Origin of the sequence: Pseudomonas sp. G1002, assembly GCF_013385455.1 — a bacterium.
GTDB lineage: Bacteria > Pseudomonadota > Gammaproteobacteria > Pseudomonadales > Pseudomonadaceae > Aquipseudomonas.
The window spans coordinates 1-14,177 of the sequence record NZ_JACAPY010000008.1 but is presented as its reverse complement, the minus strand read 5'-3'; the positions used below and the strand labels follow the sequence as shown (position 1 = coordinate 14,177).

Below are 14,177 nucleotides of genomic sequence, written 5' to 3'. Positions count from 1 at the left end.
TGCTGAGCCTCGCAGTTAGAAATTGGCTTCCAGGGAAACGGTGACGGTGCGGTCAAGCCCAACGATGTAGGCCGGGTCGCCATCGCGGAAACCGCTGTAGCTCGCCGAGTTGGTCTTGGTGGTGTACACGCCGTCCAGGTACTTCTTGTCGAACAGGTTGTCGACGTTCAGGCGCAGGGTTGCGTCCTTGACGACTTTCTTGTCCACCGGCAGGTAGATACCGGCGCCGAGGTTGAAGATGGTGCGGGCGGAGATGGCTTCGTCGTTGGTCAGGTCGCCATAGAGCTTGCTGGTGAACTTGCCGCCGAAGGTGCCGTAGAAGCGCCCGTCGTCATAGCCGATGTTGGCCGCCAGCATGTTGGTCGGCACGTTGGCGAACTGCTTGCCGCTGGTGGGCAGCACGATCGGCTTGCCGGCGCTGTAGACAGTCAGGTCGTCCTGCTGCTTGGAGCTGGTGTAGGTGTAGGAGGTGTAGTAGTTGAAGTTGTGCGGCAGCTTGCCGCTCCACTCCAGTTCCAGGCCTTTGTTGATGACGGTGCCGGCGTTGATGTCGGCGGAATCACCGTTGCTGTCCAGGGAGGTGAGCTGGCGATTCTTGAACTGCATGTAGAACAGGGTCGCGGCGAGGGTGCTGTCTTCGCCGGTGTAGCGCCAGCCCAGTTCCTGGTTCCAGCTGAGTTCCGGCTTGGAGTCGAGGGAGCCGACGCCTTTGTCGTACAGCACGTAGTTCTGTGGAATACGCATGTTGCGCGACAGGCTGTAGAACAACTGGTCACGCTCGTCGAGCTGGTATTTCAGGCCGGCGTTGGGCAGCAGTTTGTTGTAGGTCTGGCTGGCCTTGCCGGGTTGCTCGGTGAGGCTGCCGTGGTTGGTGCCGTCACGCTCGACGTTCATGTAGGCAATGCCCGCGATCAACGTCCAGTCCGAGTTGATGTACCAGGTGTCCTGGGTCCAGACCTTTTGCGCCGGCGTCACGGTGTAGCGGTCGCGACCCTGTACGGTGTTGCCGTTGGCGTCGACCACGGAGTTGCCGTCGGGCCAGGTATCGCTTGGCTTGCCGTTGTTCTTGAGGGCAATGAACGGTTGGGTCTGGCTTTGGCGGGCGCGTTCATACCAGTAGCCGAATTGCAGGCTGTGGTCGCCCAGGTCCCAGTTCAGCTTGGTGGTGATGCCCGGGCGCCAGGTCTGGGTGCGCGAAGGGCGGTAGTAGACGCCGGTGGTCGCGGAACCGTCGGCGTTGTATTGAGCCTGTGTCGGCAGGTTGCCGAGGTCGAAAACGCCGCCCTTGTTCGAGCCACTGTTCAGCGCATAGGCCGAGGAGCCCACGCCGCTGCCGTTGCCGTAGTAGTAATACGGGATCACCGAGAGGGACAGGTTGTCGCTCAGCTTGTACTGGGTGTTGAGCACGGCGGTAAAGGTCTGGAACGGGTTCTGCGCCAGGTCGTAGTAGCTGCTGACCTTGCCGTTGGCGCCCACCGCCGGTGTCGCCGGGTACGGGTCGTACTTGCGGCCGTACTGCTGGAACTGTGCCTTGGTCAACTGGCTGTAACTGTTGTTGTCCTGCTCGTGGTACTTGAGGATCAGGTTGGCGGTGTTGCCGTTGCCGGCGTCGAAGAAGCTGTTCCACTCCACCTTGTCCGCACGCACGGCACCCGAGCCGCGCCACATCTGGCCTTCGGTGTGGGAGGCCGACAGCCAGTTGCTCAGGCCGTTGACTTCACCGGTGTTGAGGCGGGCGAAGGTCTTCATGGTGCCGTTGCCGCCCACCACTTGTTTGACGAAGGCACCGGTTTCCTTGGTGGGGCGAATGGTCACGATGCCGATGTTGCCGCCGCTGGAACCGATGTGCGGGCCGTCGGCTTCCGACGAGCCCTGGGTGACGAAAATCTGGTCGATGTTTTCCGGGTCGCCCAACAGGTTGGAGTACAACGCGTAGTTGCCGGAGTCGTTGATCGGCATGCCGTCCACCGACATACCGACCTGGTCGGAGTTCATGCCGCGCATGGTGAAGCGGAAGCCCGAGAGGCCGGTGTTGTCTTCACTGGAGATGTTCAGGCCCGGGGTGTACTTGAGCTTGTCGATGGCGTTGCCGGTGGCCGTCTGTTTGTCCAACGCTTCCTTGGTGATGGTCGAGCGGCCCTTGGCGCTCTCTTCCTGGACCATGTAACCGCCCCCAGCGGTTGCCTTGCCCTGTACCCCAATAGTCCCGACGTCACTGTCGCTGGTATCTGCCATGACCACTCCATGGGTCATGCTCGTCGCGGCAACGAGTGCCAGATGAATCCGGGTGAACTTCATCACTGTCGTCCTGGTGGTGTGTGCTTATTGCACGCTGTAGTTGAAGGTGGCGGTGAAGCGCTGCTCGTTACGTCCACCGAAGGCTTGTTCGGGGAACGGTTTCACCTGCTTGATACGGCGCAGGCTGTTGGTGGCGGCCCGGTTGAGCAGCATGCTCGGCGCCGGGGTCTGGATCCCGGAGTCGAGGACGCGGCCTTGGCGGTCCACCATTAACCAGACCACCACCTCGCCACTCGGGCGTTCAAGGGACGCCTGGCGCCCGGTGGGGTATTGCTTGTAGGTGTCCAACTCGTTGCGCAAGCCCTTGAGGTAGCCGCCTTCCAGTGCCTGGCCGTCGACTTTCGGCGGCGCCGGTGGCGCAGCGGGTGCTGGCGTGGGAGCGGGAGCGGCTTGCACCGGCTTGGCGGCCACCGGAGCTGGCGCAGGCACAGGCGTTGGCTTGGCGACCACGGGCTTGGGCACCGGTTTTGGCTTGGGCTCAGGCTTTGGCAGTGGTTTGGGGATCGGCTTGGGTGGCGGAGGCGGAGGGGCAGGTTCGGCCTCCTCGTCTTCGATCACCGGCGGCGGTGGCGGCGGTTCTTCCACCACGGGCTCGGGGACCACTTCCGGCTCGGGCTCGACCAGCGCGAGTTCAACCGCCGACTCGTCGTACTGCGGCTGGATCTTCAGGGGTTGGGACTGGATACCCAGTGCAATCAGCACCAGGGCGATCAGGGCCGGGACACTGCCCAGCAGCCGACGCGCACGAAACAAGGCATACATGATCAGGACTTTTTCGTGGCGATGGAGACAGAGGTAAAGCCACCCAGGCGCAGGGTGTCCATCACCTCGACCAGGCGCGACACTTCCACGCCTTTGTCGCTGTTGACGATGATCGTCGACTTGGTGTCTGGCTTCTCGCCGGCCTTGAGTGCAGGCACCAGCGCGTCGACGGTCAGGTCCTTGCCATCGAGCTGCAGCTGACCTTCCAGGCCCAGGGTCAGGATGAATTTATTTTGCGGCTTGAGCTGCTGTGAACTGCTGGCGCTCGGCAGCTGAGTCTTCATGCCCAGGGCCGGAATCACGTTCAAACTCACCAGTACAAAAAACACCAACAGGAACATCATCACGTCGATCATCGGGATCAGTTCGATGTGTGCCTTGCGTTTTTTGGGTTCATCCCAAGTTCTCATTCCGCTACCCCGCAGTTGATTAGGGGCGACACGCTAGCAACCAAAAATGACCGAATGGTTAACTTTAATTTAAGCTTTTAAGGCTCTAGGACGCGTCTTACAGACGACTCGTGGGTCTATTTATCTACGTAATGAAACTGACACGACGCGGGTACATTCTTGGAGAATTTATTTCGCGAGTCCCCCTGCATGAGCATTGCACTGCCGCATTTATCCACCCCGCGACTGCTGTTGAAGCCTCTGCAAAAGGAGCAGGCCGAGACGTTGTCGGTGCTGGCCAACGATCCCGATATTGCGAACAACACGGCTGCGATTCCATCGCCATACACCTTGGAAACCGCACACGCCTTTATTGATGGCCAGGCAGAGAATTACCGCTCGGGGCATTCACTGGGGCTGGGGATTCATCTGCGGGAAACTGGCGAATTGATCGGCGTGATCAGTCTCAGATTATCTGCTGCTCATCGAAGTGGGCATCTCGGGTATTGGGTGGCCGCCCATTCTCGAAGCCAGGGTTATGCCGCCGAAGCAGCGGCGCAGATCATGGCGTTTGGGTTCAGCGAATTGGCGCTGCAGCGTGTGGGCAGCCAGTGCTTTGCTCGTAACAAAGGGTCCGCTCGGGTCATGGAAAAAATTGGCTTGGGTTACGAAGGGTGCATGAAGGGCGCCTTCCTCAAGAATGGGGTGCACGAGGACATGTTGTTGTATGGCCTGGTGCGTGCCGATTGGAAGGAGCGCAGTTGATGAGTGTGAATCACGATCGCCGTCGCGTACTGGGCGGGCTTGCAGTTGCCACGGCGTTTTCGATCCTCAGCCCGTTTGCCCGTAGTGCAGGCATCGACTATCCCTTCACCCTCGGCGTGGCGTCAGGCGATCCATTGCCCGATGGTTTCGTGATCTGGACGCGCCTCGCGCCGCTGTTCAATGCCGCCGACGGTCGGGGTGGCCTGAGCCGAGCGGTGCCGGTGCGCTGGAAGGTGGCCCGCGATGCAGCGATGACGCGCGTTGTGCGCCAGGGCGAGGTGATGGCCATCGAGCGTTTCGCCCATTCGGTGCATGTGGAAGTCGCCGGGCTGGAGGCGGGTCGACCTTACTGGTACCAGTTCGAAGGCCTCGGTGCGCAAAGCCCGGTGGGCCAGTCGCGCACTGCGCCGGCGGTGCATGCCATGGCATCGGCGCAGCTGGGTTTTGTCTCCTGCTCCCATTGGGAGCGAGGCTACTTCAGCGCCTATCGGCATTTGGCCGCCGAGCAGCCTGACCTGGTGTTTTTCCTCGGGGATTACATCTATGACAGTTCCTACGCGGCTGATTCCGGCAAGATCATTCGCCCCCACGGCAGCGGCAATGCGTTGAATCTGGTGGATTACCGCAACCGCTACGCCCTGTACAAGACCGATCCGGATTTGCAGGCACTGCATGCTGCGGCGCCCAGTGTGGTCACCTGGGACGATCACGAAGTGCAAAACGACTATGCCAGCCAGTGGTCCCAGGACCCGAACATCCCGGTGACGAGTTTTCTCAAGCAGCGGGCGGCGGCCTACCAGGCCTTCTACGAGCACATGCCGCTGCGGGCCAGCAGCCTGCCGCGCGGGCCGGACATGCGCCTCTATCGGCGTTTGGACTACGGCCGGCTGGCGCGTTTCCATGTGCTGGATGGGCGTCAGTACCGCTCCGAGCAGCCATGCATCCTGGCCAATGGCAGCCACAAGGGACATGTGGCCGCGAATACCTGTGCTGACCTGCGCGATCCCCGTCGCACCATGCTCGGCTGGGAGCAGGAGGCTTGGCTGGATCAGGGTTTTGCCGAGTCCCGGGCACAATGGAACGTGATCGCCCAGGACCTGTTGGTCGCGCCGCTCACGCAACGTGACCTGACCAACCACAAGCCCGGCCGCTGGACCGATGGCTGGGATGGTTACATGGCCAACCGTGAGCGGATGCTTGCGTCGATGGTGCGCAGAAAGGTGAATAACCCGGTGTTCTGGGGCGGCGATATTCACTCGTTCTGGACGACGGACTTGCACGCTGACGCAGGGAATCCGGATTCGCCCGTGGTCGCGACCGAGTTTGTCGGCACGTCGGTGACGTCTGACGGGCCACCATTTGATGCGTTCAGTGCGATCCTGCCCCTCAATCCCCATGTGAAGTTTTTCGACAGCCGACAGCGCGGCTATGTGTCGGTGGCGCTTGAGGAGAGGAATATGCTGACGAACTTCCGGGTGATTTCCGATGCCCGGGATCCGAACGCCAGCGTCTCGACCCTCAAGTCGTTTGTGGTGGAACCGGGCAGGGCGGGGGCGATTGCGGTTTAGTCAGTTCAGGGTATAGCGCACAGACAATGCACCCTTTTTCTCGGAGAGGGCCAGGATCGTCACCTGACCCACGTCCCCCAATGCCTGCACGTGCGTGCCGCCGCAGGCATAGGCCGGCAGGTCGCCAAAACCCACTTGCCGCGTACCGTCATCCAGGGCCATATGGCGCGGCAGGTTGGCGGCGATCCATTGGTCGACTTGCCGCTGGATCGCCTCGGCGTCCATGGCCTGGGCCGAGGTGCCGCGAATAAAGGTGATCTTGCCTTCGCCCGGCCAGTGATGAGCCTTGATCGGCATCCAGCCCAGGGTTTCACCGGCATTGCCGATCAGATGCCCGGCCGAGTGCAGGCGCGTGTGCAAGGTGCGGCGGTCTTCATCGACGCGTGCCTGGATCACGCCGGGAGCCACGGGGCGGTCTACGTAATGCACGACATGATCGCCTTCCTGCACCACCTTCAACACCTGGCTTGCCCCGAGCCAGCCGGTGTCGGAGGGCTGGCCGCCACCTTGTGGATGGAAGATTGTGGACTGCAGGATTACCGCAAACTGGTTATCAAAAGGTGTGCATCCCAGCACTTCAAGTTCGGCATTCAGGTGGTCATGGGTAAAAAACAGGCGCTGGGTCATCATTTATATCCGCATCAGGGGTTTCTAACCGGCAGTATAAGAAGTGCGCCAATGGGTGATAATCCGTTCAAATCTCAATGGACTTGTGCGTCATGAGCATCAATCTTCCCTTACCGCTGCTGGGCGAAATGGCGATTTTCGTCAAGGTGGTGGAAACCGGCAGCTTCTCCGAGGCTGCGCGCCAACTGGGAGCATCACCGTCCTCCGTGAGCCGCAGCATCTCACGCCTGGAAAAGGCCCTGGCGACTCGCCTGCTGCAACGCACCACGCGCAAGTTGCGCCTCAGCGAAGGTGGCGAAGAGGTGTTCAAGCGCTGCCAGGAAATGGTCAGTGCTGCGCGGTCGGTGATGGAAATCAGCGGCCAATACACCCATGAAGCCGAAGGGCTGGTGCGGGTCAGCGTGCCCAAGGCGGTGGGGCGTTTTGTGGTGCATCCGCATATGCCGGAGTTTTTGCGGCGTTATCCCAAGGTTGACGTGCAGTTGATCCTGGAGGACCGGCATGTGGACCTGATTGACGACAATGTCGACCTGAGCATCCGCATCACCGACAGCCCGCCGCCGGGGTTGGTGGGGCGCCAGTTGCTGCCGATCGAGCATTTGATCTGCGCCACGCCGCGGTACCTGGCGGAGCACGGTACGCCGCAGCATCCCCATGATTTGCTGGAGCACAGTTGCATCTACCTGGGTGAGACGCCGGGGGATGCGCGCTGGAAGTTTCGCCAGGGCAGCAAGGCGGTGACGGTGGGCGTGCGCGGGCGGTATGCGGCGAATCACACCGGGGTGCGGCTGGATGCGGTATTGCAACATGTGGGGATTGGCAGCTTGCCGTATTTCACGGCGCGGCATGCGCTGGAGGCGGGGGAGGTGGTGCAGGTGTTGCCGGGGTGGGATTTCATTGCGTCGTACCACGGGGATGCGTGGCTACTGCATTCGCCGACGCGGTACCTGCCGCCGAAGTTGCGGGTGTTTATTGATTATCTGGTGGAGTGCATGGCCAAAGAGCCGACGCTGAAGAAACGGTAGGAATACAGTTTAAATGTGGGAGCGGGCTTGCTCGCGAATGCGGTGGTTCAGTCACCTAAAATATTGACTGACACACCGCATTCGCGAGCAAGTCGAACCGTCGCACCGCCGCTCCCACATTTGATCTGCGTGAGCCCTGAAATCAGTGCTTGGGCTGGTCATTGGACATGGCCAACAACTGCTTTTCCTGGTTCCAGTCGAACGGTTCGTCGTTCTGTTCAGCTTCGAAGCGACGTTCTTCCAGGGCCTGGTACAGGTCCAGCTCGTCGTCGGGCATGAAGTGCAGGCAGTCGCCACCGAAGAACCACAGCAGGTCGCGCGGTACCAGGTGAGCAATTTGCGGGTAGCGCAGGATGACCTGGCTCATCATGTCCTGGCCCAGGTACTGGCTTTCGATCGGGTCGATGGGCAGCAAGGCGCGCAGTTCATCGAAGCGCTCCAGGAACAGGAGGTGGCTTTCCTCGGGAACCTGTTCGGCTTCGCCGACGGCAACCAGGATGCTGCGCAGGTGGTCGAGCAAGACGAGATGATCGGCAACGACGTTGGACACGAGATAAGTCCTCAAGAGCAAAACGGGCGCGAGAGTATATAGCTCGGTGCCTTGCCTCACAAATACGATTCCTTTTGACGAGTGGCTGTTGTTGTCAGGCAAGGCGCCGCGACGAGTCATAGCTTGCTATGGCGAGGAGCGGCAACGCAGCATGACGACAACAGACGCCGTCAAAAGGGATCAGTATTTGTGAGGCAGGGCACTCTACCCGTTTTTATATGACCGCTGGGATCAGCGGACTTTTCCCTCAGCCTGGCTCAGTTCTTCCTTGCTGAAATCATCCACGTCGATCACCTTGCGCCGCGCCGCTTCAGCGTCACGCAGGGTCTGCGCCTCGGCCGGTTGCAGCACGCCGGCATGCAGCGCGGCATCGATGGCGTGTTCGCCCGCGGTCGGTTTGACCTGGCCGCTCTTGAGGCCTTCGTGGAGTTTTTTCTGCAACGGATGGCTGTCGGCCAACAGGTCGTAGGCGTGTTGCAGGGCGCCCACCGGATCTTCTGCGGACTGTGGGCGATAGCAGCCCGCTAGTACCGCTTCCAGGGTCGGGTCACCCTTGGCGCGACCAAGCACTGCGGCCACCTCGGCATCCAGCGCATCGGACGGGCCTTTATGACGGCGGCCGAACGGGAACACGATCACCCGCAACAGACAACCCAACACCTTGCTCGGGAAGTTGGTCAGCAGTTCATCCAGTGCACGCTCGGAGTGGCCAAGGCTCTCTTCCATGGCCCAGGCGAACAGCGGTTCCAGGTGGTCTGGCGAATCCAGGTCGTGATAACGCTTGAGTGCAGCCGATGCCAGGTACATGTGGCTCAGCACATCACCAAGACGTGCCGACAGGCGTTCGCGTCGTTTCAACTCGCCGCCCAGCAGCATCATGCTCAGGTCCGCCAGCATCGCAAACGCCGCGGCCTGACGGTTGAGTGCGCGGAAATAGCCCTGGCTCAGGCTGTTGCCCGGAGCCTTTTCGAAGTGACCGAAACCGAGGTTCAACACCAGGGTGCTGGCGGCGTTGCCTACGGCAAAGCCGATGTGCTGCAGCAGCAGGCCGTCGAATTCCTTCAGCGCCTGGTCATGGTCTTCGCGACCGGCCAGGGCCATTTCCTTGAGCACGAACGGATGGCAACGAATCGCACCCTGGCCGAAGATCATCAGGTTGCGCGAGAGGATATTCGCGCCTTCCACGGTGATGAAGATCGGCGCGCCCTGCCAGCTGCGACCCAGGTAGTTGTTGGGGCCCATGATGATGCCCTTGCCGCCGTGTACGTCCATCGCGTGGCTGATGCATTCGCGGCCGCGTTCGGTCAGGTGGTACTTGAGGATCGCCGACAGTACCGAGGGTTTCTCCCCCAGGTCGACCGCGTTGGCGGTGAGCATCCGCGCGCTGTCCATCAGCCACGCGTTGCCGCCGATGCGGGCCAGGGCTTCCTGGATGCCTTCAAAGGCCGCCAGCGGTACGTTGAACTGCTCACGCACCTGGGCGTACTGGCCGGTCACCAGGCTGGTGAACTTGGCCGCGCCCGTTCCGACGGCAGGCAGGGAAATCGAACGGCCTACCGACAGGCAGTTCATCAGCATCATCCAGCCCTTGCCGAGCATTTCCTGGCCGCCGATCAGGAATTCCAGCGGAATGAAAACATCCTTGCCGGAGTTGGGGCCGTTCATGAACGCGGCGCCCAGTGGCAGGTGACGGCGGCCAATTTCAACACCCGGGGTGTCGGTGGGGATCAGCGCGAGGCTGATGCCCAGGTCTTCTTTGTCGCCCAGCAGATGATCCGGGTCATGGGCCTTGAAGGCCAGGCCGAGCAAAGTCGCTACCGGGCCGAGGGTGATGTAGCGTTTTTCCCAGTTCAGGCGCAGGCCGAGGGTTTCCTTGCCTTCCCATTCGCCTTTGCAGATCACCCCGGTGTCGGGCATGGAGCCAGCATCGGAACCGGCCAGTGGGCCGGTCAGGGCAAAGCACGGGATATCGTCGCCACGGGCCAGGCGTGGCAGGTAATGGTTGCGTTGTTCATCGGTGCCGTAGTGCAGCAGCAATTCGGCCGGGCCCAGGGAGTTGGGGACCATGACCGTGGAGGCGAGGTCGCCGCTGCGGGTTGCCAGCTTCATCGCGACCTGGGAGTGGGCGTAGGCGGAGAAGCCTTTGCCGCCGAACTCCTTGGGGATGATCAGGGCAAAAAAGCCATGCTGCTTGATGTGTTCCCAGGCGGCGGGGGGCAGGTCCATGGCCTGGCCGATTTCCCAGTCGGTGACCATGGCGCACAGTTCTTCGGTAGGGCCGTCGATGAAGGCTTGTTCTTCTTCAGTCAGTTGCGCCTTGGGATAGGCCAGCAGCTTGTCCCAGTCGGGGCGGCCGCTGAACAGCTCGCCGTCCCACCACACGGTGCCGGCGTCGATGGCGTCGCGCTCGGTCTCGGACATCGGCGGCAGGACTTTCTGGAACCAGTTGAACAGCGGCGCGGTGAAGTACTTGCGGCGCAGGTCCGGCAGCAGCAGCGGGGCGGCTACCACGGCGATCAGTACCCAGAAGATCAGCAGCAACCAGCCTGGTGCGTGGCTGAAGGCGCCCATCGCCAACAGGTAGACGGCGACCACGCCGATGGCGGGCAGGGGCGCGATGCGCCGGTGCGCCAGGTAGGCAATGCCCACCACCAGAACCAGTATCCACAACAACAGCATATTCAATCCTCCGTGAAACCAGGTGCGAAATCACCTCAGAGCTTAGTCGGCATCCGAACAAGCGGGGTGACGAGGGTGTTACGTGGTGTGCCGGCAATGATCAGCACCAGGCGCCGACATTTGGCCGAATCGTCGTTATCCCAGGTGCATGCCTGTGGTTAGACTCAGGGCTTGCTCTCTGAGATTAACCTCATGAATGCGTACTTGAATCCCGGCCGCTTCATCGATAGTGACCACCCTGCGGTGGTGGAGTTCGCCGAAAAACATCGCGGTTCGAGTGCCGCACTCCGTGACCAGGCAGTCAGTCTTTACTACGCTGTGCGCGAGGCGGTGCGCTATAACCCCTATACCTTCAGTCGCGACCCGCAAACCCTCAGCGCGAGCTTCGCACTGGCGGCCGGCGAGAGTTATTGCGTGCCCAAGGCAACATTGCTGGCGGCGTGCGCAAGGCACTGCGGGATCCCGGCGCGCATCGGCCTGGCCGACGTGCGTAACCACCTCTCGACGCCCCGTTTGATCGAGCTGCTCAGAAGTGACGTATTTGCCATGCATGGCTATACCGAGTTGTATCTGGACGGCCGTTGGGTCAAGGCCACGCCGGCGTTCAATCAGCAACTGTGCGAACTGTTCGATGTGCCGCCGCTGGATTTCGATGGCGTTCATGACAGTGTTTTCCACGCCTTCAACCGCAAGGGCCAGCGCTCCATGGAGTACGTGGTGGACCATGGGCAATTTGCCGAGGTGCCCGAGGAATTCTTCTTCGCCCACATCCAGAAATGTTACCCGCACCTGTTTGGCGAGCAGATGCCGATCCTGCTGGGGGACATGCAGAGTGATTTAAGCCGGACGTGATCCGGCGTATGCTGCCCCGGCATTCATCCAACCATCTTTTTCAAAATCGGGGCGGTCATGCTGAAAATCTGGGGTCGTAAAAATTCGTCAAATGTCAGGAAAGCACTGTGGTGCGCCGAGGAGCTCGGCCTGGACTATGAGGCAATTGATGCGGGCGGGGCTTTTGGTGTGGTCGACACGCCGCAATACCGCGCGCTGAACCCCAATGGCCGGGTGCCGATGATTGAAGATGGCGACTTTGTGCTGTGGGAATCCAACACCATCGTGCGCTACCTGGCCGCCAAACATGCGCCGGATTCGAACTGGTACCCCAGCGAGCTGCAAGCCCGGGCCAACGCTGAAAAGTGGATGGACTGGACCACCTCGACCCTGGCCGAACCGTTCAAGACCGTGTTCTGGGGCGTGCTGCGAACCCCGGCTGAAAAACAGAACTGGGACACCATCAACGCCGGTCGCCAGGCCTGCATCGATGTTTTGCAGACGGTGGATCAGGCCTTGGCCACGCAACCTTACCTGTCCGGCAGCGAGATCGGCATGGGCGATATTCCCTTGGGCAGCTTCATTTATGCCTGGTTCGAAATGCCCATCGAACGCCCGTCGATGCCTAACCTGGAAGCCTGGTACCAGCGGCTGCGCCAGCGTCCGGCCTATCAGAAATCGGTCATGACCGCGTTGACCTGATACCGACTATTAATACGGGTTACTGTACTTGTGCGGCGCGGACAAGCACCATGCCTGTCACGCGCAGCCGTTGTATTCCGTGCGGTCTGCCCTCATGTAACAATTCTATTCCTCTTCTTTGGTGCGTAATCCGATATGAGTTCCGCTCTGTCCATCCGGCAGCTAACCAAAACCTACGGCAACGGTTTCCAGGCCCTGAGTGGTATCGATCTGGACGTCGCCGAAGGTGATTTCTTCGCCTTGCTCGGCCCCAATGGCGCCGGCAAATCCACCACCATCGGGATTCTCTCGACCCTGGTCAACAAGACCACCGGTACGGTGAACATCTTTGGCAACGACCTGGACAAATCCCCGGCGGCGCTCAAGCGCAGCATCGGCGTGGTGCCCCAGGAGTTCAACTTCAACCAGTTTGAAAAGACCTTCGACATCGTCGTGACCCAGGCCGGTTACTACGGCATCCCGCCGAAGATCGCCAAGGAACGCGCCGAGCAATACCTCACGCAACTGGGCTTGTGGGACAAGCGCGACGTGCCTTCGCGTTCCCTGTCCGGGGGCATGAAGCGCCGCTTGATGATCGCTCGCGCCCTGGTTCACGAACCGCGCCTGCTGATCCTCGACGAGCCGACGGCGGGCGTGGACATTGAGCTGCGTCGTTCGATGTGGACGTTTCTCACCGAGCTGAACCAGAAAGGCATCACCATCATCCTCACCACGCACTACCTGGAAGAGGCTGAGCAGCTGTGCCGCAACATCGGCATCATCGACCACGGCACCATTGTCGAAAACACCAGCATGCGTAATTTGCTGAGCCAGTTGCACGTCGAGACCTTCCTGCTCGACCTGAAAAACGACATGACGGTTGCGCCCCAGTTGATCGGCTACCCGAATCGCCTGGTGGACAGCCACACCCTGGAAGTCCAGGTGGACAAAGCCGTGGGCATCACCGCGCTGTTTGGCCAATTGGCTACCCAGAACATCGAGGTGCTGAGCCTGCGTAACAAAACCAATCGCCTTGAGGAGTTGTTTGTGTCCCTGGTGGAGAAAAATCTGGCGAAGGTGGCGGTATGAGTTCGGAACTGCAACCCAACCTTGTCGCGCTGCAGACCATCGTTTATCGCGAAGTGAAGCGCTTTACCCGGATCTGGCCGCAGACCTTGCTGCCGCCGGCGATCACCATGGTTTTGTACTTCGTGATCTTCGGTAACCTGATTGGTCGGCAGATTGGTGATATGGGTGGATTCACCTATATGGAGTACATCGTGCCGGGGTTGATCATGATGTCGGTGATTACCAACTCCTACGGCAACGTGGTGTCGAGCTTTTTTGGCAGCAAGTTCCAGCGGTCCATCGAGGAATTGATGGTGTCGCCGGTGTCGCCTCATACGATTTTGATCGGCTACACCTTGGGCGGTGTGCTGCGCGGGTTGATGGTTGGGGTGATTGTGACCTTGCTGTCGCTGTTCTTTACCCATTTGCAGGTGCATCACCTGGGGATCACCTTGCTGGTGGTGGTGCTGACGGCGACGATCTTTTCGTTGCTGGGGTTCATCAACGCGGTGTTTGCGCGCAACTTTGATGATATTTCGATTATTCCGACGTTTGTGCTGACGCCGTTGACGTACCTGGGTGGGGTGTTTTATTCGATCACCTTGCTGCCGCCGTTCTGGCAGACCGTGTCGTTGGCTAACCCGGTGTTGCATATGGTTAACGCGTTTCGCTATGGGATCTTGGGCGTTTCGGATATCAAGATCAGTGTAGCGATCACGTTTATGCTGGTGGCGACTGTGGTGCTGTACGTGGGGTGTGCGCGGTTGCTGGTGAGTGGGCGTGGGATGCGCACCTAAGCGTTGAGATGTGATGAGAAACGGCCTCCAGATGAGGCCGTTTTTTTTTGGCGATTGGTTTGAGTACATATCCGTTTTTTCGGTAACGGCCACCTATGGTTCCGCTCTTACAGCGGCTCACTTTGGAAAAGCCCCAA

At 60.4% G+C, this 14,177-nt stretch carries 13 protein-coding genes; 7 read left to right on the top strand and 6 right to left on the bottom strand.

The features are described from left to right. Window positions 1-15 precede the first annotated feature (15 nt). From HX801_RS04590 to HX801_RS04580, 3 genes are read right to left on the bottom strand one after another with little or no spacing between them, the layout of a single operon-like run. Window positions 16-2,298: a TonB-dependent receptor gene (locus HX801_RS04590; protein ID WP_177021679.1), complete on the bottom strand. Its 2,283-nt coding sequence runs from the start codon at window positions 2,296-2,298 to the stop codon at window positions 16-18. A 24-nt stretch (window positions 2,299-2,322) separates the two neighbouring features. After that, window positions 2,323-3,060 (bottom strand): energy transducer TonB, encoded by a 738-nt coding sequence (locus HX801_RS04585; protein WP_003217207.1) that lies wholly within the window; start codon window positions 3,058-3,060, stop codon window positions 2,323-2,325. 2 nt (window positions 3,061-3,062) lie between these two features. Beyond that, on the bottom strand, window positions 3,063-3,470 hold the full coding sequence (locus HX801_RS04580; RefSeq protein WP_003217209.1) for a biopolymer transporter ExbD: 408 nt from the start codon (window positions 3,468-3,470) through the stop codon (window positions 3,063-3,065). 189 nt (window positions 3,471-3,659) lie between these two features. Between HX801_RS04580 and HX801_RS04575 the strand changes: the two genes are divergently transcribed. Then, complete coding sequence (locus HX801_RS04575) at window positions 3,660-4,214, top strand: GNAT family N-acetyltransferase (protein WP_003217211.1); 555 nt, start codon at window positions 3,660-3,662, stop codon at window positions 4,212-4,214. Then, entirely contained in the window at window positions 4,214-5,782 is a 1,569-nt protein-coding gene (locus tag HX801_RS04570; protein WP_177021678.1) for an alkaline phosphatase, read from the top strand. The genes HX801_RS04575 and HX801_RS04570 overlap by 1 nt, the downstream gene beginning before the upstream one ends. Here HX801_RS04570 and HX801_RS04565 read toward each other — a convergent pair whose 3' ends face one another. Then, the gene (locus HX801_RS04565; RefSeq protein ID WP_008431289.1) at window positions 5,783-6,409 is read right to left on the bottom strand and encodes a hypothetical protein; all 627 of its coding nucleotides are present in this window, start codon (window positions 6,407-6,409) and stop codon (window positions 5,783-5,785) included. 92 nt (window positions 6,410-6,501) lie between these two features. Here HX801_RS04565 and HX801_RS04560 point away from each other — a divergent pair, with 92 nt between their 5' ends. Then, the gene (locus HX801_RS04560; protein WP_003217218.1) at window positions 6,502-7,434 is read left to right on the top strand and encodes a LysR family transcriptional regulator; all 933 of its coding nucleotides are present in this window, start codon (window positions 6,502-6,504) and stop codon (window positions 7,432-7,434) included. Window positions 7,435-7,576: 142 nt separating this feature from the next. Here the strand turns inward: HX801_RS04560 and HX801_RS04555 are convergent, their stop codons facing one another. Both HX801_RS04555 and HX801_RS04550 read right to left on the bottom strand, forming a co-directional pair. Next, window positions 7,577-7,984 carry a PA2817 family protein gene (locus HX801_RS04555; protein ID WP_003217220.1) on the bottom strand — a complete coding sequence of 136 codons (408 nt, stop codon included), beginning with the start codon at window positions 7,982-7,984 and terminating at the stop codon, window positions 7,577-7,579. Window positions 7,985-8,215: 231 nt separating this feature from the next. Further along, window positions 8,216-10,663 carry an acyl-CoA dehydrogenase gene (locus HX801_RS04550; RefSeq protein ID WP_008431294.1) on the bottom strand — a complete coding sequence of 816 codons (2,448 nt, stop codon included), beginning with the start codon at window positions 10,661-10,663 and terminating at the stop codon, window positions 8,216-8,218. A 192-nt stretch (window positions 10,664-10,855) separates the two neighbouring features. Between HX801_RS04550 and HX801_RS04545 the strand changes: the two genes are divergently transcribed. The 4 genes from HX801_RS04545 to HX801_RS04530 all read left to right on the top strand — a co-directional run bounded on the left by HX801_RS04545 (window position 10,856) and on the right by HX801_RS04530 (window position 14,040). Then, window positions 10,856-11,515, top strand: coding sequence for a transglutaminase family protein (locus HX801_RS04545; RefSeq protein ID WP_003217224.1), 660 nt, complete (start codon window positions 10,856-10,858; stop codon window positions 11,513-11,515). 57 nt (window positions 11,516-11,572) lie between these two features. Beyond that, window positions 11,573-12,196 carry a glutathione S-transferase family protein gene (locus tag HX801_RS04540; protein WP_003217226.1) on the top strand — a complete coding sequence of 208 codons (624 nt, stop codon included), beginning with the start codon at window positions 11,573-11,575 and terminating at the stop codon, window positions 12,194-12,196. Between the two features lie 135 nt (window positions 12,197-12,331). Next, window positions 12,332-13,264 (top strand): ABC transporter ATP-binding protein, encoded by a 933-nt coding sequence (locus HX801_RS04535; protein ID WP_003217227.1) that lies wholly within the window; start codon window positions 12,332-12,334, stop codon window positions 13,262-13,264. Further along, window positions 13,261-14,040 (top strand): ABC transporter permease, encoded by a 780-nt coding sequence (locus tag HX801_RS04530; RefSeq protein WP_003217229.1) that lies wholly within the window; start codon window positions 13,261-13,263, stop codon window positions 14,038-14,040. The genes HX801_RS04535 and HX801_RS04530 overlap by 4 nt, the downstream gene beginning before the upstream one ends. Window positions 14,041-14,177 lie beyond the last annotated feature (137 nt).